Source organism: Microbispora sp. NPDC046973 (genome assembly GCF_040644495.1).
Classification (GTDB): domain Bacteria; phylum Actinomycetota; class Actinomycetes; order Streptosporangiales; family Streptosporangiaceae; genus Microbispora.
In genome coordinates this window covers 576,068-599,439 of sequence record NZ_JBEYWQ010000003.1, presented here as the reverse complement: position 1 = coordinate 599,439, position 23,372 = coordinate 576,068, and the positions used below count along the sequence as shown (strand labels likewise).

Annotated in this window: 23 protein-coding genes; 13 read left to right on the top strand and 10 right to left on the bottom strand. The window is 72.1% G+C overall.

Annotation, left to right across the window (positions count from 1 at the left end; genetic code table 11):
* The coding region (locus ABZ860_RS09915) for an NB-ARC domain-containing protein (protein ID WP_357217589.1) at positions 1 to 749 on the bottom strand (749 nt) is incomplete at its 3' end.
* A 217-nt stretch (positions 750 to 966) separates the two neighbouring features.
* Here ABZ860_RS09915 and ABZ860_RS09910 point away from each other — a divergent pair.
* The 4 genes from ABZ860_RS09910 to ABZ860_RS09895 all read left to right on the top strand — a co-directional run bounded on the left by ABZ860_RS09910 (position 967) and on the right by ABZ860_RS09895 (position 6,583).
* The gene (locus tag ABZ860_RS09910) at positions 967 to 2,454 is read left to right on the top strand and encodes an APC family permease (protein WP_357217586.1); all 1,488 of its coding nucleotides are present in this window, start codon (positions 967 to 969) and stop codon (positions 2,452 to 2,454) included.
* Positions 2,455 to 2,739: 285 nt separating this feature from the next.
* A complete protein-coding gene (locus tag ABZ860_RS09905) occupies positions 2,740 to 3,630 on the top strand; it encodes an ATP-binding cassette domain-containing protein (protein WP_357217583.1) in 891 nt (296 codons plus the stop codon).
* The gene (locus ABZ860_RS09900) at positions 3,627 to 5,975 is read left to right on the top strand and encodes a YhgE/Pip domain-containing protein (protein WP_357217581.1); all 2,349 of its coding nucleotides are present in this window, start codon (positions 3,627 to 3,629) and stop codon (positions 5,973 to 5,975) included. Before ABZ860_RS09905 ends, ABZ860_RS09900 begins: the two co-directional genes overlap by 4 nt.
* Complete coding sequence (locus ABZ860_RS09895) at positions 5,972 to 6,583, top strand: TetR/AcrR family transcriptional regulator (protein ID WP_357217579.1); 612 nt, start codon at positions 5,972 to 5,974, stop codon at positions 6,581 to 6,583. Before ABZ860_RS09900 ends, ABZ860_RS09895 begins: the two co-directional genes overlap by 4 nt.
* Before the next feature lie 13 nt (positions 6,584 to 6,596).
* On the opposite strand, the gene ABZ860_RS09890 is transcribed toward ABZ860_RS09895, so the two are convergent.
* The gene (locus tag ABZ860_RS09890) at positions 6,597 to 7,514 is read right to left on the bottom strand and encodes a hypothetical protein (protein WP_357217576.1); all 918 of its coding nucleotides are present in this window, start codon (positions 7,512 to 7,514) and stop codon (positions 6,597 to 6,599) included.
* A 167-nt stretch (positions 7,515 to 7,681) separates the two neighbouring features.
* Between ABZ860_RS09890 and ABZ860_RS09885 the strand changes: the two genes are divergently transcribed.
* Entirely contained in the window at positions 7,682 to 9,511 is a 1,830-nt protein-coding gene (locus tag ABZ860_RS09885) for a substrate-binding and VWA domain-containing protein (protein ID WP_357217574.1), read from the top strand.
* 12 nt (positions 9,512 to 9,523) lie between these two features.
* On the top strand, positions 9,524 to 10,276 hold the full coding sequence (locus ABZ860_RS09880; RefSeq protein WP_357217572.1) for a hypothetical protein: 753 nt from the start codon (positions 9,524 to 9,526) through the stop codon (positions 10,274 to 10,276).
* A 29-nt stretch (positions 10,277 to 10,305) separates the two neighbouring features.
* On the opposite strand, the gene ABZ860_RS09875 is transcribed toward ABZ860_RS09880, so the two are convergent.
* Genes ABZ860_RS09875 through ABZ860_RS09860 form a run of 4 tightly spaced genes read right to left on the bottom strand, consistent with a single transcriptional unit; the run spans position 10,306 to position 12,805 of the window.
* The gene (locus ABZ860_RS09875; RefSeq protein WP_357217570.1) at positions 10,306 to 10,683 is read right to left on the bottom strand and encodes a hypothetical protein; all 378 of its coding nucleotides are present in this window, start codon (positions 10,681 to 10,683) and stop codon (positions 10,306 to 10,308) included.
* Positions 10,684 to 10,737: 54 nt separating this feature from the next.
* Entirely contained in the window at positions 10,738 to 11,187 is a 450-nt protein-coding gene (locus ABZ860_RS09870) for a thioesterase family protein (RefSeq protein ID WP_357217567.1), read from the bottom strand.
* 1 nt (position 11,188) lies between these two features.
* The gene (locus ABZ860_RS09865; protein WP_357217564.1) at positions 11,189 to 11,821 is read right to left on the bottom strand and encodes a TetR/AcrR family transcriptional regulator; all 633 of its coding nucleotides are present in this window, start codon (positions 11,819 to 11,821) and stop codon (positions 11,189 to 11,191) included.
* A 33-nt stretch (positions 11,822 to 11,854) separates the two neighbouring features.
* Positions 11,855 to 12,805 (bottom strand): pyridoxal-phosphate dependent enzyme, encoded by a 951-nt coding sequence (locus tag ABZ860_RS09860; RefSeq protein ID WP_357217561.1) that lies wholly within the window; start codon positions 12,803 to 12,805, stop codon positions 11,855 to 11,857.
* Between the two features lie 76 nt (positions 12,806 to 12,881).
* Between ABZ860_RS09860 and ABZ860_RS09855 the strand changes: the two genes are divergently transcribed.
* Together ABZ860_RS09855 and ABZ860_RS09850 are read left to right on the top strand one after the other, a co-directional pair.
* Positions 12,882 to 13,760 (top strand): LysR family transcriptional regulator, encoded by an 879-nt coding sequence (locus tag ABZ860_RS09855; RefSeq protein ID WP_357217558.1) that lies wholly within the window; start codon positions 12,882 to 12,884, stop codon positions 13,758 to 13,760.
* 112 nt (positions 13,761 to 13,872) lie between these two features.
* Positions 13,873 to 15,087 carry a serine hydrolase domain-containing protein gene (locus ABZ860_RS09850; RefSeq protein ID WP_357217555.1) on the top strand — a complete coding sequence of 405 codons (1,215 nt, stop codon included), beginning with the start codon at positions 13,873 to 13,875 and terminating at the stop codon, positions 15,085 to 15,087.
* A gap of 6 nt (positions 15,088 to 15,093) precedes the next feature.
* Here the strand turns inward: ABZ860_RS09850 and ABZ860_RS09845 are convergent, their stop codons facing one another.
* Positions 15,094 to 15,618, bottom strand: coding sequence for a hypothetical protein (locus ABZ860_RS09845; RefSeq protein WP_357217552.1), 525 nt, complete (start codon positions 15,616 to 15,618; stop codon positions 15,094 to 15,096).
* A 331-nt stretch (positions 15,619 to 15,949) separates the two neighbouring features.
* On the opposite strand from ABZ860_RS09845, the gene ABZ860_RS09840 reads away from it, so the two are divergent.
* Positions 15,950 to 17,029: a hypothetical protein gene (locus ABZ860_RS09840; RefSeq protein WP_357217549.1), complete on the top strand. Its 1,080-nt coding sequence runs from the start codon at positions 15,950 to 15,952 to the stop codon at positions 17,027 to 17,029.
* 18 nt (positions 17,030 to 17,047) lie between these two features.
* Here ABZ860_RS09840 and ABZ860_RS09835 read toward each other — a convergent pair whose 3' ends face one another.
* Positions 17,048 to 17,323, bottom strand: coding sequence for a helix-turn-helix transcriptional regulator (locus tag ABZ860_RS09835; RefSeq protein WP_357217546.1), 276 nt, complete (start codon positions 17,321 to 17,323; stop codon positions 17,048 to 17,050).
* A gap of 54 nt (positions 17,324 to 17,377) precedes the next feature.
* On the opposite strand from ABZ860_RS09835, the gene map reads away from it, so the two are divergent.
* The 4 genes from map (at position 17,378) to ABZ860_RS09815 (ending at position 20,600) form a co-directional block, all read left to right on the top strand.
* The gene (gene map / locus ABZ860_RS09830; RefSeq protein WP_357217543.1) at positions 17,378 to 18,145 is read left to right on the top strand and encodes a type I methionyl aminopeptidase; all 768 of its coding nucleotides are present in this window, start codon (positions 17,378 to 17,380) and stop codon (positions 18,143 to 18,145) included.
* A gap of 43 nt (positions 18,146 to 18,188) precedes the next feature.
* Positions 18,189 to 18,827: a LysE family translocator gene (locus tag ABZ860_RS09825; protein WP_357217540.1), complete on the top strand. Its 639-nt coding sequence runs from the start codon at positions 18,189 to 18,191 to the stop codon at positions 18,825 to 18,827.
* A gap of 106 nt (positions 18,828 to 18,933) precedes the next feature.
* On the top strand, positions 18,934 to 19,617 hold the full coding sequence (locus ABZ860_RS09820; RefSeq protein ID WP_357217537.1) for a VC0807 family protein: 684 nt from the start codon (positions 18,934 to 18,936) through the stop codon (positions 19,615 to 19,617).
* Complete coding sequence (locus ABZ860_RS09815; RefSeq protein WP_357217534.1) at positions 19,614 to 20,600, top strand: hypothetical protein; 987 nt, start codon at positions 19,614 to 19,616, stop codon at positions 20,598 to 20,600. Before ABZ860_RS09820 ends, ABZ860_RS09815 begins: the two co-directional genes overlap by 4 nt.
* On the opposite strand, the gene ABZ860_RS09810 is transcribed toward ABZ860_RS09815, so the two are convergent.
* On the bottom strand, positions 20,588 to 22,183 hold the full coding sequence (locus ABZ860_RS09810) for an acyl-CoA synthetase (RefSeq protein WP_357217531.1): 1,596 nt from the start codon (positions 22,181 to 22,183) through the stop codon (positions 20,588 to 20,590). The genes ABZ860_RS09815 and ABZ860_RS09810 overlap by 13 nt on opposite strands.
* A 36-nt stretch (positions 22,184 to 22,219) precedes the next feature.
* Entirely contained in the window at positions 22,220 to 23,368 is a 1,149-nt protein-coding gene (locus ABZ860_RS09805) for a thiolase domain-containing protein (protein ID WP_357217528.1), read from the bottom strand.
* Between the last annotated feature and the right edge of the window lie 4 nt (positions 23,369 to 23,372).

Here is a 23,372-nt window from a genome sequence, read left to right as displayed (position 1 = left end):
TTCAGGACGCCGTACCGGTCGTCGAGCCGCTCGACCAGCGCGTTCACCGACAGCGCCCGCAGCCGCACGGCGGCGAGCTCGATCGCCAGCGGGATGCCCTCCAGCCGGCGGCACAGCTCGACCACGGCGTCCTTGTTGTCCGCTGTCAGGCGGAACCCGGGCACGACGGCCGCCGCCCGCTCCAGGAACAGGCGGACCGCGTCGTACAGCTCCAGCGCCCGGCCGGTGGGCGCCAGGTCCGGCTTGGGGAGCGCGAGCGGGGCGACCTTCATCTGGCGCTCGCCCATGATGCCGAGCGACTGGCGGCTGGTGGCGATGATCCGCAGGTCGGGCACGGCCCGCAGGAGCCGGTCGGCGAACGAAGCGCAGGCGTCCCGCAGATGCTCACAGTTGTCGAGCACGATCAGCGTCCGCTGCGCCGACAGCGCCTTGATCAGCGAGCCGAGCGGAGAGGGTTCCGACTGGTCTCCCACGCCCATGGTCGCCGCGACGGTCTGCGCCACCAGCTCCGGGTCGTCGAGGGTGGACAGGTCGACCAGCCAGATCGTGTCGAACGCCCGTTGCTGCTCGGCCGCCGCCCGCAGCGCAAGCCTGGTCTTGCCGACGCCGCCCACTCCCGTGAGGGTCACCAGGCGCGAGACGGCCTGCATCTGGCGAATCTCGTCGAGCTCCCGCCTGCGGCCCACGAAACTCGTCAGATCAGCGGGGAGGTTGCCGACCCGCCGCGCGAGCGGCGCCGCGATGACCACCACTTCACACTAAGCGGGACGAATTCCCAGGTCAAAGATGATGACCTCGACCCCGCCGCCGCACGTGGGCACCTGCCACCGCGTTCGCCGGGCCCCGCGTCGGCCGGCGCCGCTCCGTCCTCGTTCGTCTCTGCAAATCTTTGCGCGGCACTGGGGAAAAACCGAAATCGATTCGGTTATGGTCGCGATACCTGCTTCACAGCGCTCCGGAGCCCGCGTGACCGCCCACACTCAGGCGCAGCCTCCTCGCCCGTCGGCCCAGCTCAAAGCCGGCGCGCTCGGGGCGACGGGCATCATGTTCATGGTCGTCGCCGCGGCGGCGCCGCTGACGGTTCTGGCCGGCGTCGCACCGCTGGCGATCTCGATCGGAGGTATCGGCGCCCCGGCCGGCTACCTCGCCGCCGGTGTCGTGCTGACGATCTTCGCGGCCGGGTTCACGGCGATGAATCGGCACACCCGCGGCGCCGGCGCCTTCTACGCGTACATCACGCTCGGGCTCGGTCGTACGCTCGGTGCGGCGGCCGGCGTGCTGGCAGTGGTCTCCTACAACGCGTTACAGATCGGCGCCTACGGCCTGCTCGGCACGCAGTCCGCCGCCGCGTTCGACCGGTTCACCGGCCTCACCGCGCCCTGGTGGCTGTTCGCCGGGGTCGGAATCGCGCTGGTCTGGGCGCTAGGCCGGCGCGGCATCGACGTCGGCGCCAAGGTGCTCGGCGTCCTGCTCATCGCCGAGACGCTGATCCTGGTGCTGCTGGCGGCCGCGGTCTTGATACAGGGCGGCAACGGCGGGCTGACCGCGGGAACCTTCTCCGTGGACGCCCTGACGCACCCGGGCATGCTCGCGATCCTCGGGTTCTGCTTCGCCGCGTTCATGGGTTTCGAGTCGACCGCGCTTTATCGCAGCGAGGCGCGCCGGCCGGACCGGGCGATTCCGCGCGCCACGTTCGCGTCGGTCGCGTTCCTCGCACTGTTCTACTGCCTGGTCGCCTGGGCGGTCGTGCAGGCGTTCGGCGACGCCGACGCCGCGGCGGCCGCCGCCGCAGACCCGCCCGGCCTGTTCTTCTCCGCGATGGACAGTTATGTGGGCGGCTGGGCCGGCGATGTCATGTACGTGCTGGTGCTGACCAGCGTGCTGGCCTCGCAGCTGGCGTTCCACAACGCGATCAACCGGTACTCCTTCTCGCTCGCCGGCGATGGGCTGCTTCCGCCTGTCCTGGGCCGATCGCATCCGAGGTTCCTGTCGCCCGCGAACGCCGGTGCGGTGCAGAGCGTGCTGGCCGCGGTCGTCGTGAGCGCGTTCGCGGTCGCGGGTGCGGATCCCTACCTGCAGCTCATGCTCATGGTGAACACCCCTGGCGTGCTGGGCGTCCTCACCCTGCAGGCGCTGACCTCGGCCGCGGTGCTCGCCTACTTCCTGCGGCGCCGGAGCCTCCGAGGGGCCGCGACCGCGTCGACGTGCGCGGCGCTGGCCATGGCGCTGCTCGCCCTCGCGCTGTGGTTCATCGTCGCGCGGATCGGCCTGCTGACCGGTGCCGGGACCGCCCCCAACGCGTTCCTGGTCGGCCTGGTGCCGGCAGTGCTGATCGTCGGCATCGGCTGGGCTCTTCACCTGAAAAGGCACCGCCCCGACATCCACGCGCTGATCGGCGGCCAGGACGTCCGCTCCCCTCCGGCGCCCGCGCCCGGCGATCCCTCCGGACCGTGACCGTGACCGCGCGGGAGCATCCCGCCGCTCCGGCAGATCCCACCCGGCCATCGGCAACCGCACCGCGTCCACCGGGCCGGGGGCCAGGTGTCGGCGTTCACACTGAACAGCGCGTCCTGACCCCTGCGAGGGGCTGACCCATCCGTGGGCCCCGCCCGGTCTGGTTCTGCTCCTCGCGAACCTCGCGGTGTCGGTGAGATCACACGTTCTGGTGGCACAAAACAGCACGTTTCCGGCGCTACTCTTTTGTACCGACTGGTCAGTGCAAAGAAATGGAGCGCAGACGTGGATGCCGGGCGGACCGCCGAGGACCTGACCCCCTCAGCCGGAACTCCCGCCGGGCCGTCCGGCCCCGCGGTCGGTGGCGCGGCCGGCGGCGCGGTCAGTGGCGCCGTCGGCGGCGCGGTCGGCGGCGTGTTCGGCGGCGTCGAGGTGGAGGCGCGAGAGCTGGGCGTGCGGGGTGGTCACGGCTGGGTCTACCGGCACGTCTCCCTGCACGCGGCCCCCGGGACGCTCACCGTCGTCACGGGCGAGTCGGGCAGCGGCCGTACGAGCCTGCTTCTCACCCTCGCGGGACGGATGAAGCCTGCCGAGGGGACGCTCACCGTCGGCGGCCTGGCGACGCCCCGCAGGATCAGGCAGATCGCCGCCCTCGGGCTCTTCACAGAGGTGAATCCCTTCGACGACGCCCTGACCGTGCGGGAGCACCTGCAGGAACGGCTGCGCCCGCACGGGTTCCTGTGGCGCAGGCGGCACCCGGACGCCGCACGGTCGGCGCTCGCCCACGCCGGCCTCGACCCGGACGAACTGCCGCGGGGCGACCGGACCCTGACCAGGGAGCTCACCCGGGACCAGGCGGTGCGGCTGGGCATCGCGCTCGCCCTGCTCGACCAGCCGGGCCTGCTCCTCGTGGACGACGCCGGCACCGGCATCCCCGCGGGCAGGCGGCACGAGCTGTGGGACATCCTGCGCGGCCTCGCCGACCAGGGGCTCACCGTCGTCGCGGCGTGCACCGACGGCGAGGAGGCGACCGGCATGGCCACCACGCTGCTGCCGCTGCCCGTTCCCCCTCCGCCGCCGCCCGTCGCCGCAGACGACGTAGACGACGTAGACGACGTAGACGACGACACCGAGGCGGCGCGCCGCGACGTGGCGGAAGAAGGAGAACGCCGATGAAAGCCCCCCTCCCCGGCCGGCTCGAACTGCGCAGGTTCATGCGCTCGCGGCTCACCAGGGCCGCGCTTGTCGCCGTGATCATGCTTCCCCTGCTGTACGCCGGTCTCTACCTGTGGTCGTTCTGGGATCCCCAGGCGAACCTGGACCGCGTACCGGTGGCCCTCGTCGTGGAGGACCGTCCCGCCACCGCCGCCGGCGCCGCGGGAGGCCCGGCGAGCACGGTGGACGCGGGCCGGGAGCTCGCCGCGGAACTGGAGCAGCGCAAGGTCTTCGCCTGGCACCGGGTCGACGCGGCCGAGGCCGACAGGGGCGTCCGCGAGGGCCGCTACTACCTGTCGCTCACGATTCCGGCCGACTTCAGCGCCGACCTCGCCTCCCCCTCCGGCGACGGCACACCACAGCCGGCCCAGCTCGGCGTACGGGTGGACACCGGGCGCAGCTACATCATGCGGACGATCTCGGACGCCGTGTTCCGCGAGGTCAAGGAGGCGGCCGGGCGCAGCGCGGTCAAGGACTACCTGGACCAGATCTTCCTGTCCTTCGGGGAGTTGCACGACAAGACCGCCCAGGCGGCCGACGGCGCCGACCGGTTGCACGACGGAGCCGCAGCCGCCGGCGACGGCGCCGCCTCGCTGGCCAAGGGGCTCGGGTCCGCGCAGGACGCGACCGGCAAACTGTCGTCCGGGGCCGAAGCCCTCTACAGCGGGTCGAAACAGCTGACGAGCGGGCTGCACCAGGCCAGGACCGGCTCGGCCTCCCTGTCCGCCGGCCTGTCGAAGGCGGCCACGGGCGCGGCCGACCTGCGCAAGGGCCTGTCCGCGCTCGACAAGGGGGCGGCCAGACTGGCCGAGGGCAACCGCGAGGTCTACCGCCAGGTCCACGCCCTGGCTCCCACCGTCAACCGGGCGGCCGACAAGTACGTCCCCGTGCTGGAGAAGAACGGCGACCGCATCCGGCAGGCCGCGCTCACCCTCGCGGCGGGCGCCGACGGCTTCGCCGGCGCGCTCGACGGCCTGCCGCAGGAGGTGCAGGGCTCGGCCGGCGCGGCCCGGCAGGACCTGCGCGCCGTACAGCGCTGGCTGAACGCCCACCCCGACGCCGACCCCGAGCTGCGCGCGCTGGTCGAGCGGGCCGCCGGGTCGGCAGGCGACCTCGCGTCGGCCGCCGGGCGACTGCAGAACCGCCTCGGCAACCAGACGGGCAGGCTCGACGACCTCGCCGGCACGGCACGGGCGGTGGCGGACGACGCCCGCGAACTGGCCGCCGCCGCACCCGGCCTCGGCAGCGCGCTGAACGACGCCCGCGACAAGTTCAACGAGCTGGACAAGGGGCTCAGGCGACTGGCCGACGGAGCGTCCGACCTCCGCGACGGCGCGGGCAAGGCGCTGAACGGCGCCTCCTCGCTGTCGCGCGGCCTCGGCACGCTGGACAGCGGCGCGCGGAGCCTGTCCACCGGCCTGGCCAGGCTCGACGACGGAGCGGCCGGTCTCACCACCGGTCTCGCCTCGCTCGCCTCCGGTGCGGGCAAGCTCGACAACGGCATCGGCAAGCTGCAACGGGGGGCGGACAAGCTCGACAACGGGCTGGTCAAGCTGACCGACGGGTCGGGCGAGCTGGCCGGCAAGCTCGGCGACGGGGCCACCCAGATCCCCGACTACGGCGCGCAGGAGCGCGACAGCCGTACGAACATGATGAGCGACCCCGTCCTGCTCGCCACCGAGGTGGACAACGAGGTGCCCAACTACGGGACCGGGTTCGCGCCGTTCTTCGTGCCGCTGGCGTTGTGGGTCGGCGCGATGGTGACGTACATGCTGCTGCGGCCGCTCAACCCGCGCCTGCTCGCCGGGTCGGCGCCGGCGTGGCGCACCGCCCTCGCGGGCTGGCTGCCGGGGCTCGCCATGGGGACGCTCCAGGTGGCGGCGCTGCTCGCCGTGCTGCGCTTCGGCCTGGGGCTGGAGGCGGCCGACTGGCCGGGTGTGGTGGCCTTCCTGGTGCTGGTCACGGCGGCGTTCCTCGCCGTCGTGCAAGCGGTCAACGCGCTGCTCGGGCCGCCCGGACGGGTGGCGGTGCTGGCGCTGCTCATGCTGCAGCTCACCTCGTCGGCGGGCACCTATCCGATCGAGACCTCCCCCGGCTTCTTCCAGGCCATCTCGCCGTGGCTGCCGATGAGCTGGGTGGTGTCGGCGATGCGCCGCCTCATCAGCGGCGGCGACACCGCCGTGGTGTGGCAGGCTTGCGGCGTGCTGTCCGCGTTCGTCGCCCTCGGTCTCGCCCTCACCGTGCTCGCCGTCCACCGCGGCCGTACGTGGTCGATGCGCCGCCTCAAGCCGGAGCTCTCGCTGTGAGCCGCCCCGTGGACGGCCCGAAGGAACAGGGCGGCAGACGGGCCGAGACCCGGCAACGGCTCTACCGGGCGGCGGCCGACCTCATCGCCGAGCAGGGCTTCGCCGCCACGACCGTCGACGCGATCGCCGAACGCGCCGGGGTGGCCAAGGGCACCGTCTTCTACAACTTCGGCAGCAAGGAGGGGCTGTTCGCCGGCCTGCTCGACCACGGCATCGAACGGCTCGCCGGCGCCCTCGCCGAGGCCGCACGCGGCCCCGCCGCCTCGCCGGTCGCCGTGCTCGACGCGCTCATGCTCGCCCAGCTGCGCTTCTTCGACGAGTACGGACCGTTCGCCCGGGTGCTGCTGGCCGAGATGTGGCGGGCGGCCTGGCAGGACGCGATCCTGCGGCTGCGTACGAGCGTGCTCGCGGTGTACGAGCGGGTCCTCGCGGACGCCGTGGAGGCCGGCGAGCTGCGCCCCGGGTTCGACACCGGCACCGCCGCCACGGCCGTCTTCGGCATGGTGCTCACCGTCGCCATCGAGCGTCGCGCGCTGCGCCCCGACCAGCCGGTCGAGGACGTGCACGCGACCCTGGCCGAACTCGTCCACCGCCGCATCGCGTCCTGACCGGGAGCGGACGTCAGAGGAAGAGTTCGTCGACCGACGTCACCGTCACCGCCCGGCGAATCCACTTCTCCAGTAGATGCAGGTCGGAGCATCGGCTGATCCGCTCACGCGCTTCGGAGGAAATGTCCAGCCCACGGGCGTCGAGCACGGTGAGGATCGCCTCGATCTCGCCCTCCGCGCGGCCCTCTTCTCGGCCTTCTTCTCGGCCCTGCTCCAAGCCCTGCTCCAGACCCTTGTTGATCCACTCGGAGAAGTAGCGGGCGCCGATGACCTTCTCGTAGTCGGCTGACGCTGTCATCAGAAGCTCCCTCAGTCGCTCGCCCACTACGGTGGGTACCAGGCCGAACACGTAACTCAAATATAGCTGGATGTCCTTCCGGTCCACCTCGTTCAGGCCCTCCAGCATGACCTCCAGCCCCTTGTCGATGTCGGGGTGGTCGCCGTTCATTGCCGCCGACAACACGGCCAGTTCGGGGTGGCTGCGCGCCTCGTCAGGGTCGGTGATCAAAGGCAGACGGTCCGAGTGAATCGCCACCGGGGTGACGGTCCCGCTCGGGCCCATGGAGATGGGCTGCTCGCACCAGCGGCCCACCGCGCGGTTCAGGCAGCTCACCAGCAGGGCGGTGTCACACTTCAGCCGGGCCCGCAGCGCCGCGACGTACACGGGCCAGCTGAAGCGCTTGTTCGCGTCGTGACGCAACTGCACCTCGACGATCACCGCCAGCCGGGCCGTTCCCGAGCCGTCGCGGAGCACCACGACCGCGTCCGCTCGGTACTCCACGGGGGTCAGTTGCGTGGCGTCCACCGCCTCTGCCACGGCCACGGCGAACGGGGGTGGCTCGACGCCGCCGACCTCGCGTAACAGCTCCACGGCGGCGATGGGCCGCTCGTGGAAGAAATGGACGGTCTGCTGATGGATGAGGTTCGGCACGCCGCAGACTTTACTCAAAGTGTTCGAGTCATTACGGAGAATAACCGAGTTCTGTGGATGGGCATGGGAACGGGGCTGGGGTGTTAGCAGGACGAGATGATCGGCAACTAACGTGATCCGCCGTTCGTCGGGATAAATGCAGGTATCCCGTGACAATGGAGGAGACCGTGTACCCCCCACCGCAGCAGAAGCGCCGCCGCAGCGTGGCCCCGTTCGTCATCGCGGTCATCTTCGCGGGAGCGCTCATCGTCGGGCTGAAGCTGCTGTTCGGCGGGGCCTCGGGCGGCGGCGCGAACGCCGGCGACGACGAGGGCGGGAACGGGAGCCGACGCGCCTGCGGCGACGACGGGATCACGCTGACCATCGCCGCATCGAGCGAGAAGGCCGAACTGCTGCGCACGATGGCCAACGACTACAACGGCCACAAGGTGGACGGGCAGTGCGTGGACGTCGTGGTGAACTCGAAGGCGTCCGGTGGGGCGATGCAGGCCCTCGCGCGCGGCTGGGACGAGCGGCAGGACGGCCCGAAGCCGGACGTGTGGACGCCGGCAAGCACCGGCTGGGTCACCCTCCTGCGGCAGCGCGTCGAGGGCGGCGACCAGGCGTCGCCGGTGGCCGTGGACAACCCGACAATTGCCACGTCTCCGCTGGTCATCGCGATGCCCAAGCCGATGGCCCAGGCGCTCGGCTGGCCGTCGAAGAAGATCGGCTGGTCGGAGATCCTGGACCTCGCCAACGACCCCAGGGGCTGGGCGCGGTACGACCACCCGGAGTGGGGAACGTTCCGCCTCGGCAAGACGAACCCGAACTTCTCCACGTCGGGCCTCAATGCCACCATCGGGGCGTACTTCGCGGCCACCGGGCTGTCGGGCGACCTGACGGAACGGGACGTCGCCGCGGCGAAGACACGCGACTTCGTGAAGGGAGTCGAGCGGTCCATCGTCCACTACGGCGACACGACCCTCACCTTCCTGTCCAACCTCCAGCACGCCGACGACTCGGGAACGGCCATGTCGTACATCTCCGCCGTGACGGTGGAGGAGAAGTCGGTGTGGGACTACAACCAGGGCAACCCCACGGGTGACCCGAAGACGCTCGGCGACCACGCCAAGCCGAAGGTCCCGCTGGTGGCGATCTACCCCAAGGAGGGCACGCTCTTCTCCGACCACCCGTACGCCGTGCTGTCCTGGGCGGACGCCCCGAAGAAGGCCGCGGCGGCGGACTTCCTGAAGTACCTGCGGGCGCCCGAGCGGCAGCGGGAGTTCGAGAAGTACGCCTTCCGGTCGTTCGACTCCAAGCCGGGCGACCTCATCACGACCGCCAACGGACTCGACCCCAAGCAGCCGGCGACCACGCTCAGCACCCCGACTCCGCAGGTGCTGGACCGGATCCTCAAGAGCTGGGCCGAGCTGCGCAAGCCCGCCAACGTGCTGATGGTGATGGACGTCTCCGGCTCGATGGGCGCCGACGTCGCCGGCACCGGCAAGACCAAGCTCGACCTCGCCAAGCAGGCCGCGATCAACGCGCTGCCGCAGTTCGGGCCCAACGACCGCGTCGGCCTGTGGCTGTTCAGCCTCAAGCAGGACGGCGACAAGGACTACCGCGAGCTCGTCCCCCTGGGCAGGGACAACCAGTCGCGGCTCAAGAGCCGCATCAACGGCCTGATCCCCAGCGGCGGCACCGGGTTGTACGACACGGCCCTCGCGTCCTACCAGTACGTGATGCGGCACCAGAGCGGCGACGCGATCAACGCGGTCGTGTTCCTCACCGACGGCAAGAACGAGGACAACAACTCCATCTCGCTCGAGAACCTGCTGCCCGACCTGCGCAAGGAGGCGGGTCAGGAGACCGTGCGGATGTTCACCATCGCGTACGGCGGCGACGCCGACCTCGACGTCCTGCGGCGCATCTCGCAGACCACGGACGCGGCGGCCTACGATTCGCGCAAGCCGGGAAGCATCGACGAGGTCTTCACCGCCGTGATCTCCAACTTCTGATCGGGAGCCCCCTTGTCCCGCTTCACCGAGGAACTCCGCGACCCCTGGGCGCTGCTCCTGGGCGCCACCGCCGCGGGCGCGGCCTGGGCGGTCGGCGTCCCCACGGCGGGGGTGCCCGTCGCCGGGGTCGCGGTCTGGCTCATCAAGGCGTTCGCCTCCGCGTGGCAGTCCACCGGAGGCGAGAGCCGTACGGAACCCCAGGCTCCGCCGGTGACGAAGGGCAGCGCCGAGGAGGCGTGGCTGCGGCGGGCGGAGCGGGCCGCGGCGTCGTTCGCCGACCTGACCGCCTCGATGCGCGGGCAGCTCCTGCTCGACCGGATCGCGGCGATGCGCCCGCAGGTGGACGACACCGTGGGCACGCTGCGCCGGCTGGCCGGTCACGCCTCCGTCACCGGCTCGGCGCTGGCCCGCTTCGACCCCCGGTTCCTGGAGCAGGAGCGCGTACGGCTCACGCAGGCCCGGCAGACGGCCCGGCAGGAGGTCGCGGGCGAGCTCGACCGGTCGATCGCCGCACTGGACGCCCAGCGCGAGGTGTACGACAGGTTGTCGGGCGCGCGGGAGCGGGTGCTGGCCCGGCTGCAGTCGGGCGCCATCAGCCTGGAGGGCCTGGTCGCGCGGGCCGTCGAGATCTCCGCCATGACGGCGGCCACGGACGGCGTGGGCGGCGGCGCACAGGCGCTCGACGAGCTGACCTCGGAACTCGAACTGACCCGGCAGAGCCTGCACGAGGTCGAGGAGGCCACCCGCCACGACATCGGCCCGTGAGGCCCGTGAAAGCCCGCCGATCTCCCCGCTCAGCCCGAGGAGGCGGTCAGCGCGTGCCACAGGACCGCCCTGTCCACTGCGCCGACCTGCCAGGTGCGGGAACGCAGCACGCCCCGATGCCGGTACTCGCGCATGATCTCGACATGCGCGCGCAACCGCACGAACTCCCGCAGATCGCTCTCACTGCGCCACACCGACAGCGAACCGACCCGGCGGCCGGGGATGTCCGCCCACAACCACATGCCGACCGCGCCGGGCAGCGACGGCCACAGGCGGCTCAGCGACAGGCCGCGCCGCGCGATGCCGGGCAGGTCGAGCATCCGGTCCGTCCGGAAGTCCGTCAGCGCGGCCACCAGCGGTCCCGGCCGCTCCGCCGCGGGCCCGGCGATCCAGCGCGACCTCAGCACGGCGCCGCCTCCGAAAGCGCCGCGCGCGCCGTGGTCAGCACGCGAGCGCCGTGGTCAGCACGCGAGCGCCGTGGTCAGCAGAGGGGCGGCGGCCTCGCGGATCTCGTCGCTGAACGGAGCCGGCCGGAAGGTGGCCGGATCCAGGTTGACGTTGACGCGGTAGCCCTCGGCGTGCACGGTGGCTTGGTCCGGGGCGCGGTCCGCGGACAGCACGCGAAAGCCGTACACCCCGCTGGTGCGTCCCATCCGCTCCAGCCAGAAGTGCACGAGCTGCTCGCCCGGCTCCGCGATGGGCACGTGGTAGGTCACCTTGAACTCGCGCACGGCCATGAGCACGTCCCTGAAGGCCGACCGGGCGGGGTCGGCCGCCCAGCCGAGCCGCTGCCAGTACGCGCCGATCGCCCGCTCGACCAGCACGGCGTAGCGCGAGTTGTGCAGCAGCCCCATCGCGTCGAGGTCGTCGAAATGCACCTGGACGGGCTCGTGGACGCCACCTGCGGTCATGTCAGTCCTCCGGGAGAAGTGCGGGGTCGGGGCAGAGCGCGCGCAGGCGCTGCAGCACGGCACGGCGGGCATGGACGAGAGCCTGCGCCCCGTCGTGCAGCCGGGAATGGATGATCACCATCTCGCCGAGCGCGTCGATCTCGTAGGCCAGCTGGGCCGGATCGACGCCGTCGGCCAGTTCGCCCAGCGTCACGGCCTCCGCGGCCAGCCGGCGGATGAACCCCTGCCACTCGCGCATGGCGTGCGAGAGCCGGTCGCGGACGGCTCCGGGACGGTCGTCGAACTCGGCCTGCACGGCGAAGAAGAAGCACCCGCCGGGCAGCACGCCGTCGCCGTAGAAGGCCAGCCGCGCCTCGTGCAGCGCGAAAAGGCGCCGTACGCCCGCGGGGGCGCGCAGAGCCGGGCCCACCACCTGCTCGGTCCACTGCCGGGCGGCCCACTCCACGGCGTCGAGCTGCAGTTGCTCCTTGTCACGCCAGTGGGCGAAGAGCCCGGACTTGCTGACGCCGGTCGCCGTCGCCAGCCGCCCCAGGGAGAGCCCGTCGAGCCCTTCGACGGAGGACAGCTCCACCGCCTGCCTGAGGATCGTCTCGCGGCTGCGCAACCCGCGCAGCCGCCGGCCGTCTTGTGTCACCCCGGCAAACTATACGAACGACCGGTCGGTCGTCTAATCGACCGACGCCAGGAGACGGGCGAGTTCGGCCGGGCCGGCGTTGCCGCCGGTGCACACCACGGCGACCCTGCGCCCGGCGAACTCCTCGCGCCGGGTCAGCAGCCCCGCGAGCGCGGCGGCCCCCGCTCCCTCGGCCAGGGTGTGGGCCTCGGTGAGCAGCAGGCGCTGGGCCCGCAGGATGTCGTCGTCGTCCACCAGCACGAAGTCGGCCAAGCCGTCCCGCATCACGGCCTGGGGAAGCGCGAACGCCGAACCGGTGGCGAGCCCCTCCACGACCGTCTTGACGGGCCGGGTCACCGGTTCCCGCAACCGCCAGGAGTCGTACGCTGCCGGAGCCTGGGCGGACTGGACGGCGATCACCCGGCAGCCCGGCGCGAGCGCGGCGGCGGCGAGGCATGCGGCGGCGGCCCCGCTGCCGCTGCCGACCGGCACGAACACCGCCTCCAGGTCCGGCCGGGCGGTGAACATCTCGACGTAGAGCGTGCCCACCCCGGCCAGGATGTCCGGCTCGTCGGCCGGGCTGATCAGCCGGCGTCCCGTGCGCCCGGCGAGGTCGCGTGCGTGCTCGGCGGTCTCCACCATCGTCGCGCCCCGGACCTCGACGGTCGCCCCAAGCGCCTCGACCGCCGCGACCTTGGCGGGGTTCGGGTTCTCCGGCATCAGGACCGCGCACGGCACGCCGTACAGGCGGGAGGCGTACGCGACGGACTGGGCGTGGTTGCCGGTCGAGTACGTGACGACCCCCCGACGGCGGTCGGCCATGCGGGCCAGCAGCGCGATGCCACCGCGCACCTTGAACGCCCCGGTGGGCTGGACGTTCTCGTGCTTCACGTGGACCTCCGCGCCGACCGCCGCGTCGAGCACGGGATAGGACCACATGGGAGTCTCGGGCAGGTGCGGGGCGATGAGCCGCCGGGCGTCCAGGATGTCGCGGATGTCGGTCATGGCCTTCAGCCTGGCCGCCGACGGGACAATAGGTCCAACTGAAGTTCTGAGGCGAAACCATAGACGGGATCGATGAATGCCGCTCGACGTCGTACGACTGCGCGTCCTCGTGGCCGTGGCCAGGACGGGCACGGTGACCGCCGCGGCGCGGGAGCTGCACTACTCGCAGCCCTCGGTGAGCCACCACCTCGCCCGGCTGGAGGCGGAGACGGGCGCGAAGCTGGTGCAGCGCGTGGGGCGCGGCATCCGCCTCACCGAGGCGGGCCGCCTGCTCGCCGAACGGGGCGCGGAGATCCTCGGCCGTCTCGACGCGGCGTCCGCCGAGCTGTCCGCGCACGTCGGGCTGCGGGCCGGGCGCGTGCGGCTGGCCGCGTTCCCCTCGGCCCTCGGCACGTTCGTTCCGGCCGCCGCCGCGCGACTCGCGCAGGACCATCCGGGGCTGGACCTGCGGCTGATGGAGGCCGAGCCGCCCGAGGCGCTGCGCCTGCTGCGGGCCGGCCGGGTGGACGTCGCCGTGGTCTTCCGCTACGGCGAGACCGCTCCCGAGGACGACGGCGTCCGCCTGACCCACCTGCTCGACGACCCGAGCTTCCTCGTCACTCCGGCGGCGTACGGCGGCGCGGGAGATCTGACGGCGCACGCGGACGGGCCGTGGATCGCGGGGTGCGAGCGGTGCCGCGCGCACCTGCTCGCGCTGTGCGCCGAGGCGGGCTTCGAGCCGCGCGTCTCGTTCACCACGGACGACTACGTCGCGGTGCAGGCCATGGTCGCGGCCGGGCTGGGCGTGGCGCTCCTCCCCCGGCTGGCGCTGTCGGCCCACCGCCATCCCGACGTGCGGGTGTCCGAGCTGCCGGGTCCGGACCGCCGGGTCTACGCCGCGACGTACGGCGAGCCGCCCGACCCGCCCGCCGTCGCCGCCCTGGTCGCGGCCCTCCTTCCCCAGCCAGATGCGTGATTCGTGTGCGACGGCGACGTTGATCCACTAGAAATTGGACATGCAGAAAATGTCGCTGTTCGCGTCCACATCGGGGGATGAGGGAGGTCTGAGCAGGAGGAGCCTCCTTCAGATGGGGGCCATCGCGGTGCCCGCCCTCGCGTTCGGTTCGAGGCTGCTCCCCGCGCCCGTCGTGGAGGCCTCCGGGGTGGCGCCCGCCTCGCTCGCCGGGTTCGACACGCTGATGAAGACCTACATCAAGGAGCGGGGCATCACCTGCGGGCAGCTCGCCATCTCCAAGGGCGGCAAGCTGGTGTTCGCCAGGGGCTACCGATACTCCGATGGCAGCCATGCCGTTCCCGCCGTCTCACCCACGTCGCTGTTCCGCATCGCGAGCCTGAGCAAGCACATCACCGCCATCGCGATCATGCGGCTGGCCCAGGAGGGCAGGCTCAGCCTGACCGCCTCGGCCGCGCAGCTTCTCGGCCTGTCCACCTCGGCCGACTCCCGGCTGGCGAAGGTGACGGTGTGGCGGCTGTTGCAGCACACCGGGGGCTGGGACCGGGACGTCTCCGGCGACTACCTGCACATGGACCGCACCATCGCCACGGCGCTGGGCGTCCCGCTGCCGATCACGCGGGACCACATCGTCACGTACGCGAGCACCCGGCCGCTCGACTTCGCCCCCGGCACGAAGTTCGCCTACAGCAACTACGGCTATCTGCTGCTGGGCCGGATCATCGAGAAGGTCTCCGGCATGGGCTACGAGACCTACGTCAGGCAGAAGGTCCTGGCGCCCCTCGGCATCACCCGGCCGCGGCTGGGCCGTACGCTCCGGTCTCAGGCCGCCTCCGGTGAGGTGATCTACGAGTCGCGCTACACGGGCCAGACCGTCCTGGACCAGTCCGGCCAGGTCCTGCCCGCGCCGTACGGCGGCGGGTTCAGCATGGCCTGCCAGGGCCCCAACGGCGGCTGGATCGCCTCGGCGGTCGACCTGGTGCGCCTGGCGAAGGTGCTCGACGCGCCGAACACGGTGCTCAACTCGACCTCCATCGGCAGGATGCTCGCCAAGCCCGAGATCGGCGTGAACCAGTACGGCTCCTGGTACGGCGCCGGCCTGTGGGTGCGCCAGGTGACGGGGCACGTCAACACCTGGCACGACGGCTCGCAGCCCGGCAGCTACACCTACGTCGCGCGCCTGCAGAACGGCGTCACCTACGCCGCCCTGTTCAACCGGCGGGAGGAGAGCGGGTCACCCGACTTCGACATGCTCGCCGACCTGTTCAACGCCCAGATCGGGAAGGTGACGAGCTGGCCCACGACCGATCTCAGCTCGCGCTACTTCTGACGAGGTTCAGCTGGGACTCGGCGTGGGGACGTCGTTGTCCAGCTCCCTGGCGGTCCACACGGCGACACCGCTGCCCGGCAGCTGACTGATCCGGGACTGGAACGTCGCGGTGCCGTCCGTCGCGTCGTCGTCCTCCTCCGCGAAGACGATGAGGGACTGCCAGGTGCTGTATCGGTCGGCGGGGAAGAGCAGCCGGGGGCCGATCGACAGGTCCGGGTCGCCGGACAGCCGCTCGCTGTCGACGGTCACCCAGCCGTACGACGGCCTCTGGCTGAGCCGCACGTGGATGAGCGCCGAACCTCCTTCGGGCACGAGGACCTCGGCGGGCGAGACGATGACGCTCGGCGTGGCGCTCACAGTCGGAGACGGCGTGGCAGTGGGAACCGGGCTCGGCAGCAGGCGGACCACGCGAGCCGATCCGCTCGGCGCCGCGTCGGCCGTGCCCGGGACGAGCCCGGTCACCGCGGACGCGGCGGCCACGACGGCCGCGAGGACGGCCGAGCGACGTGACCGGCCGTGGGGGAATCGCATCGGGCACCTCCAGGGTGGGCTGACCACACCGCTTCGGACCGGCTGCCGTGATCGCCGGCGATGCTCCCAGCGTCGGGTCTCCTCCGCCCGCTGTACAGGAACTCCGTCGGCCCGCCCTCGCCGTGGGCGGGCGGGCGCGTGGCGGTAGCCCCCGCTCATCTCCTCGAACGCCGCCGACGGCCGCCGGGCGGGGAGGCCGCCGCGAGTGAAGACCGTTGAAAGATTCAGATGAGACGATCCCCGCGGCGGGTTCCGGCCCTCATGCGATCATGTCTGGATGCGTACCGGTGCGGGAGCAGTCGCTGTCCTGATCCTCGTGTGCGCATCCGCGATGACCTCCGACACGGCCCGGCACGACGCCGGGTGGACGGCCGGCCGCGCTGTCGAGTCGTCGTCGCGGTGGACCCTGAGGTACGCCGCCAAGGACCACGCGGACTTTCCGTTGTCGATGTTTCCCTCGGCGGACGGCGGGGTGTCGCTGTTCATCAGGAAGAGACGCGGCCCCGGCTGGTCGATGCTGCGATGGGACGGCACCTCCTGGAGACGCGCCGGCCTGCCCGCGCAGTTCACCAAGGCCTGGGGGCTCGAGATCGGCGGGTCTCCGTCCGGGGAGACGATCTGGGCGGCCGTAAGCGTCCCCCAGAAGTACGACACCGTGGCAGAGCACCTCTGGCGGTTCTCCGGCGGGCGCTGGACGCGCCTGCTCTCCCGGGACGCGACGTGGAGCGGAGTGATCGACATCTCCGTCGACTCGCGGGGCGGCGCCTGGTTCGTCACCGGCATGGACCCGGACGGGGCTCCCTCCACCGTGCTGCGCTGGAGCGGCAACGCCTGGCCTCGGCAGCCGTCGCCGCCGGATTTCGACCTCACCGCGGTCGCCGCGGCAAGCCCGGACGACGTGTGGATCGTCAGCCGGGAGCGGGGGGACAGAACGCTGCACTGGGACGGCGCGTCATGGAAGGACGTGCCCTACCCGTGCGCTGTCGACTCCGCTCGTCCGCCCTGTCGCGGGCGTTCCCATCTGAGCGACCTGGACCTGGCTGTGCGGCCGGACGGCCAGGCGTGGGCGGCCGGGCCCTACTGGGCGGACGGTGGCAGCCCCGTCGTCCTCCACTGGGACCGCACTCGATGGGCGCAGGTGGGCACGGACCTGACGAGGACGGGCCTGACGGCGGTGCGCGTGGACCCCGTGGGCGGCGTGTGGATGGCCGCCCATCCCGCCTCCGGCGCGCCCTACGTCCTCAGCCTGCGCGACGGCGGATGGACCAGGTCCACCCTGCCGGCGGGCGGCCCCGGCGAGCGGATCGCCGACATCGCGCCCGTGCGGGGCACGACGCGGCTCTGGGTGCACACACGGCGGCCCGATCCCACGGGCGGCGGGACGACCTCGCTGGTGTACGAGCTCTCCTAGGAACGGCGCGGCCGGGCGTCAGCCGGCTTGGCGGAACTCGGCGGTGTGGGGGCCTTCGGCGCAGGCGGCGGCCAGTTCGTCCAACGACAGGCCCAGCGCGGCGGCGAGCGCGGCGACGGTGAAGAAGGCCGGGGTCGGCGCGCGGCCGGTCTCGATCTTGCGCAGCGTCTCGGCCGACAGCCCGGCCGCCGCGGCGACCTCGACCATGCTGCGCTCGCCGCGCGCCTGCCGGAGCAGGACGCCGAACCGCTCCCCCCGCTGCCGCTCCTCGGGGGTCAGGGGCACTCTCACCATGACCGTGATACTAATACCGGTATAGTTATTGGTGCCACCCCGGGAGGGCATGTCATGGTGGAAATCAAGACCGACGCCGCGCTGGACGCGATGCGGGAGGCGGGGCGCGTGGTGGCCCGTGCGCTCGACGCCGTACGGAAAGCCGCGGCCATCGGGGTGCGGCTCACCGACCTGGACGAGACGGCGCGGGCGGTGCTGCGTGAGGCCGGGGCGAGCTCCCCGTTCCTCGGCTATCGGCCGTCCTTCGCGCCGACCCCGTTCCCCGCCGTGATCTGCGTGTCCGTCAACGACGCGATCGTGCACGGTATCCCGACCGATTACCGGCTGCGTGACGGGGACGTCGTCGGCGTCGACTGCGGCGCGATACTGGACGGCTGGGCGGCCGACGCCGCCGTCACGTTCATCGTGGGCACGCCGCGGCCCGGCGACCTGGAGCTCGTCGACACCACGCGCCGGGCGCTGGAGGCCGGGATCGCCGCCGCGACCGTGGGCAACCGCATCGGGGACATCTCGGCGGCGATCGGCGGGATCGCCGAGGAGGCCGGATACGGCATGCCCAGAGACTTCGGCGGCCACGGCATCGGCCGCCGCATGCACGAGGACCCGTCGGTGCCGAACCACGGCCGGCCCGGCCGGGGCTATCCCCTGCGGCACGGCCTCGCGCTGGCCATCGAGCCGATGTTCATCGCCGGGGGCCGGGACGGTTACCAAACGGCGGCCGACGGCTGGACGCTGCACACCGTGGACGGCAGCCGGGCCGCCCACATGGAGCACACCATCGCGATCACCGAGGACGGTCCCCGCGTGCTGACCGCGCTCTAAATCCACGTGCCGGAACGGGCACGGTGTCCGTACCATCCGAGCCATGCCGACTCTGCCCACGCTCGCCCTGTTCGCGACCGCCACGCTGGCGCTGCTCCTGGTTCCGGGACCCGCCGTGCTCTACATCGTCACCCGCAGCGTCGCCCAGGGCCGTACGGCGGGGCTGGTGTCCGTTCTCGGCGTCCACACCGGTTCGCTCGTCCACATCGCCGCCGCGGCGTTCGGGATCACCGCGCTGCTCGCCGCCTCGGCCACGGCGTTCGCCGTGGTGAAGTACCTGGGCGCGGCCTACCTCCTCTACCTGGGGATCCGCAAGCTCGTGCGGCGGGCGGAGGCGGAGGAGGCCGAGGTCAAGGTGGCCTCGCCCCGGCGGCTGTTCGGCGAGGGGTTCGTGGTCAACGTGCTGAACCCCAAGACGGCCATGTTCTTCCTCGCGTTCCTGCCGCAGTTCGTCGACCCGGCCCGTGGTCCCGTGGCGCCGCAGGTGCTCGTGCTCGGGGCCGTGTGGGTCGCGCTCGGCATGGCCAGCGACGGCACGTACGCCCTGCTGGCCTCGGTCCTGGCCGGGCGGCTGCGCTCCTCGGCGCGGGCCCGGCGGCGGCTCGACCAGGGCAGCGGCGTCGTCTACCTCGGCCTCGGCGCCGTGGCGGCGCTCGCGACCGAGGGCGCCAAGAAGCTCTGACGGCCACCCAGGACATTTGTACTGCCGCAATCGGGATCGCTGAATCTGCCCGGTTCCTCCGGCTTCCGAGACGCTTGACGCACACGGAGACGCACCGGAGGAACCGATGGCCCAGACCCTGACCGTCCCGGCGAGAGCCGGGCAGCCCCAGCGGGGCAACCTCCGCAAGACGCTCGTGCCGCTGGCGCTGGACGTCGCCGCGCCGATGGCCTGCTACTACCTCCTGCACGGCGCGTTCGGCACGAGCGAGGTCACCGCGCTGGCCGTGAGCGGCGTGATCCCGGCCGTCCGGGTGGTCGCCGGGATCGTCAGGGACCGCACCCTCAACGGGCTGGCCGGGCTGACGCTGGCGGTGAACGTTGTGGGCATCGCGCTGAGCTTCGTCGCCGGCGACGCCCGCATGATGATCGGCAGGGACTCGGCGCTCAGCGGCGTGATCAGCCTGGTCATGATGCTCTCGGCGTTCACCGCGCGCCCGGTGATGACCCCGGGCATGCGCGCGTTCATCACGCGGGGGAACGCGGTGCGGGAGGCCGCCTGGGAACGGCTCGCGAGCACCGCCCGGTTCCGCCGCGCCGAGCGCCTGTTCACCGGGATCTGGGGCGGGGCGATGCTCGCCGATTGCGTGGCCCGGCTCATCGGCGCGTTCACGCTGCCGGTGTCCACCATGGTCTGGCTGTCCAACGTGATGCTGGTCGCCGCCCTCGTGGTCGGGCTCCTGGTCGCGGGCGCGTTCGGCTCCGGGCCGATCATGATGATGGTCAACGTCGAGGCGAAGGAAGCGCGATGAGGGGCAGGGGCATCAACTACGACACCGGTTTCCTCCCGGGCGGGCACATCAGCCGGGAGACGTTCGACCCGGAGACGGTCCGCGCGGAGATGCGGGTCATCGCCGAGGAGTTGCACTGCACCGCGGTCCGCATCACCGGCGGGCACCCGGAACGGCTCAGCGTCGCCGCGCGGCACGCCGCCGACGCGGGGCTGGAGGTGTGGTTCGCGCCCTTCCCTTGCGAGATGACGACCCGGGAGCTCGCGCCGTTCTTCCTTGAGTGCGCCGAGCGGGCCGAGGAGGTGCGGCGCGACGGCGCGGAGGTGGTGCTCGTGACCGGGTGCGAGCTGAGCTTCTTCTGCGCCGGATTCCTGCCCGGGGAGACCTTCTTCGACCGCATGGCCGCACTCGGCACGGGGGATCCCGAGCTGTACGCCCGGTTCGCCGAGATCCCCGCGCGGCTGAACCCGTTCCTGGCGGAGACCGCCGAGGCCGTCCGCGCCGCCTTCGGCGGGCGGGTGACCTACGCCTCGGGCGACTGGGAGGACGTCGACTGGAGTCCGTTCGACCTCGTCGCGGTGGACGCCTACCGCGACGGGCGCAACGCCGCGACCTACCGCGAGGAGCTGCGCTCCCGCTTCCGGTTCGGCAAGCCGGTGGCGGTCACCGAGTTCGGCACGTGCGCCTACACAGGGGCAGGCGCACGCGGCGGCATGGCGTGGGCCATCGTGGACTACAGCGTGAATCCGCCCCGGCTGAACGGCGACTACCGGCGCGACGAGGGCGAGCAGGTCCGCTACCTGCGCGAACTGCTCACCGTGTTCGAGGAGGAGGGCGTGGACAGCGCCTTCTGGTTCACCTTCGCCGGCTACACGACGACGTACGACCCGGACCCGCGCAGCGACCTCGACATGTCCTCCTACGGGGTGGTCCGGCTGCTGAAGGACGGCGGACGCGAGCCGAAGGAGGTCTTCCACGCCCTCGCCGCCGCCTACTCCGGCTGACGCGCTCCGGACGCGATCCGGCCGGCCCACCGGTAGTCGGCCTTGCCGGCCGGGGAGCGGACGATCTCCTCCACGAACGCGTAGGTCCGCGGCACCTTGTAGCCCGACAGCCGGGTGCGGCAGTGGGCGTCGAGCTGCTGCGCCGTCGGCGTGGTCCCGTCGTACGGCTGGACGACGGCCGCCACCCGCGAGCCCCAGCGTTCGTCGGGGATGCCGGTGACGACGGCGTCGAACACGGCGGGATGTCCCTTGAGCACCGCCTCGACCTCCTCGGGGAAGACCTTCTCCCCGCCGGTGTTGATGCACTGGGAGCCGCGGCCCAGGATGCGGATCGTGCCGTCCTCCTCGACGGTGGCGAGGTCTCCGGTGAGCAGCCACCGGACGCCGTGGGCATCGGTCACGAAGGTGCGGGCGGTCTTGTCCGGGTCGTTGTGGTAGCCGGAGGCGATCCGGCCGGTCCTGGCCACCGTGCCGATCCGCTCCGAGCCCGGCTCGACCGGGGTCAGCGTCTCGTCCAGCACGGCCAGGGAGGCGCCGGCGTTGGGCCGGTAGCGCAGGCCCGACTCGGGCGACGACCCGTCGACGGCCGACGCCGTGTATCCGGACTCCGTCGAGCCGAAGTTGTCGAGGATCATCCGGCCCGGCAGGAGCTCCTCCAGCCGGGCGCGTACGGCCCCGCTGAGGATCGCCCCGGTCGAGCTGAGCGCGAACAGCGACGACAGGTCGTAGGAGCCGGCGGCGAGCTCGTCGGCGAGCGGGCGGGCCATCGCGTCGCCGGTGATGTTCAGGCTGACGACCCTCTCCCGTTCGATCGCGCGCAGCACGGCGGCGGCGTCGAACCTGCGGACGTACACCATCGTGCCGCCCATCCACCAGGCGATGAAGGTGCCCACCTGCGCGGCGCCGTGCATCAGCGGAGCGGCCGTCATCATGACGATCGGCGACGCCGCGCCGCGCGCCTGCTCGATCACCGCCTCGGGCGTCTTCAGCGGCTCGCCGTACGGGTTGCCGCCGCCGAAGGCGTAGAACAGGTCCTCCGACCGCCACATCACGCCCTTGGGCATGCCGGTCGTGCCGCCGGTGTAGATGACGTACAGGTCGTCGCCGGACCGGGGCGGGAATCCCCTGCCCTCGGGCTGCCCCGCCACCGCCTCCTCGTACGGCACCGCGCCCGGCACGGCCGTGGGGCCGCCGACGGCGACAAGGTGGCGCATCCCGGGGACCTCGGGCGCGGTGGCCGCGACGCGGTCGCCGAACTCCACGTCGAACAGCAGGGCCGCGATCCCGGAGTCCCGATAGAGGTAGAGCAACTCCGACTCGACGTACCGGTAGTTGACGTTGACCGGCACGGCCCGCAGCTTCAGCGCCGCCAGCAGGCCCGCGACGTACTCCACGCCGTTGTAGAGCTGCATGCCCACGTGCGTGCCGTGGCCGACGCCGTGCGCGGTCAGGTGGTGGGCGAGCCGGTTGGCGTGGGCATCGAGCTCGGCGTAGGTCAGGCGGTCGTCGCCGCAGACCACCGCCACGCGGTCCCCGATGGCGTCGGCGAGCCCCTCGAAAAGATCGGCGTGGTTGAACTCCATCCGGCGGACCTCCCGCTCGTCAGGGTCTGAGCTAACTCACGGTCTGCTGCTTCCGACGATCCACATCGCGAAGAACTGGGCGCCTCCGCCGTACGCGTGGCCGAGCGCGAGGCGCGCCCCCTCGACCTGGTGCTCCCCCGCCATGCCCCGCACCTGGAGCGCCGCCTCGGCGAACCGGATGAGCCCGGACGCCCCGATCGGGTTGGACGACAGCACGCCGCCGGAGGCGTTCCAGGGGGTGTCGCCGTCGAGGGCCGTGCATCCCGCCTCGGTGAGCTTCCAGCCCTCCCCCTCGGCGGCGAAGCCGAGGTTCTCCAGCCACATCGGCTCATACCAGGAGAACGGGACGTACACCTCGGCGACGTCGATCTCCCGGCGCGGGTCGGCGACGCCGGCCTGGCGGTAGACGTCGGCGGCGCAGTCGCGGCCGGCCCGGGGGCTGACGACGTCGCGACCGGCCAGCATGATGGGCTCCGAGCGCATCGCCGTGCCGTGGATCCACGCGGGCGTGCCGGTCACCTTGTCCTCGGCCGCGAGCACGATCGCGCAGGCGCCGTCGGACGACGGGCAGGTCTCCAGGTAGCGGATCGGCTCCCACAGCATCGGGGTCGACTCGACCATCTCCCGGTCGATCCCGGGGATGCGCAGGTGGGCGTAGGGGTTCTTCAGCGCGTTCAGCCGGTCCTTGACCGCGACCAGCGTGCCGATGTGGCCGGGCGCGCCCGACCTGCGCATGTACTCCCTGATGTGCGGCGCGAAGTAGCCGCCCGCGCCCACGACCAGGGAGGCGTTGAAGGGCAGGTGCGTGGACAGGGCCCAGGTGGCGTTCGACTCCGACTGCTTCTCGAAGGCGACCACCAGCACCCGCCCGTGCACCCCGCCCTGCACCAGCGAGGCGCCGACCAGCGCGGTCGAGCCGCCGACCGAGCCCGCCGTGTGCACGCGCATCACCGGCTTGCCGGCCGCGCCGAGCGCGTCGGCGAGGTAGGCCTCCGGCATCATCACGCCCTCGAACAGGTCGGGGGCCTTGCCGATGACGACGGCGTCGATGTCGGCGAACGTCAGGCCGGCGTCCTCGAGCGCCCGCAGGGCGGCCTCGCGGACCAGCCCGGCCAGCGACACGTCCCGCCGTCTGGTCTGGTAGCGGGTCTGGCCCACGCCGATGACGGCACAGCGGTTTCCCACGGCG

Bases quoted from the DNA above. Each gene is read 5' to 3' on its own strand.
- map (WP_357217543.1), top strand. From the start codon at position 17,378: ATGGTGGAAATCAAGACCGACGCCGCGCTGGACGCGATGCGGGAGGCG.
- ABZ860_RS09825 (WP_357217540.1), top strand. From the start codon at position 18,189: ATGCCGACTCTGCCCACGCTCGCCCTGTTCGCGACCGCCACGCTGGCG.
- ABZ860_RS09815 (WP_357217534.1), top strand. From the start codon at position 19,614: ATGAGGGGCAGGGGCATCAACTACGACACCGGTTTCCTCCCGGGCGGG.
- ABZ860_RS09840 (WP_357217549.1), top strand. From the start codon at position 15,950: ATGACCTCCGACACGGCCCGGCACGACGCCGGGTGGACGGCCGGCCGC.
- ABZ860_RS09855 (WP_357217558.1), top strand. From the start codon at position 12,882: ATGCCGCTCGACGTCGTACGACTGCGCGTCCTCGTGGCCGTGGCCAGG.
- ABZ860_RS09820 (WP_357217537.1), top strand. From the start codon at position 18,934: ATGGCCCAGACCCTGACCGTCCCGGCGAGAGCCGGGCAGCCCCAGCGG.
- ABZ860_RS09860 (WP_357217561.1), bottom strand. From the start codon at position 12,805: ATGACCGACATCCGCGACATCCTGGACGCCCGGCGGCTCATCGCCCCG.
- ABZ860_RS09835 (WP_357217546.1), bottom strand. From the start codon at position 17,323: ATGGTGAGAGTGCCCCTGACCCCCGAGGAGCGGCAGCGGGGGGAGCGG.
- ABZ860_RS09845 (WP_357217552.1), bottom strand. From the start codon at position 15,618: ATGCGATTCCCCCACGGCCGGTCACGTCGCTCGGCCGTCCTCGCGGCC.
- ABZ860_RS09900 (WP_357217581.1), top strand. From the start codon at position 3,627: ATGAAAGCCCCCCTCCCCGGCCGGCTCGAACTGCGCAGGTTCATGCGC.
- ABZ860_RS09870 (WP_357217567.1), bottom strand. From the start codon at position 11,187: ATGACCGCAGGTGGCGTCCACGAGCCCGTCCAGGTGCATTTCGACGAC.
- ABZ860_RS09850 (WP_357217555.1), top strand. From the start codon at position 13,873: ATGGGGGCCATCGCGGTGCCCGCCCTCGCGTTCGGTTCGAGGCTGCTC.
- ABZ860_RS09810 (WP_357217531.1), bottom strand. From the start codon at position 22,183: ATGGAGTTCAACCACGCCGATCTTTTCGAGGGGCTCGCCGACGCCATC.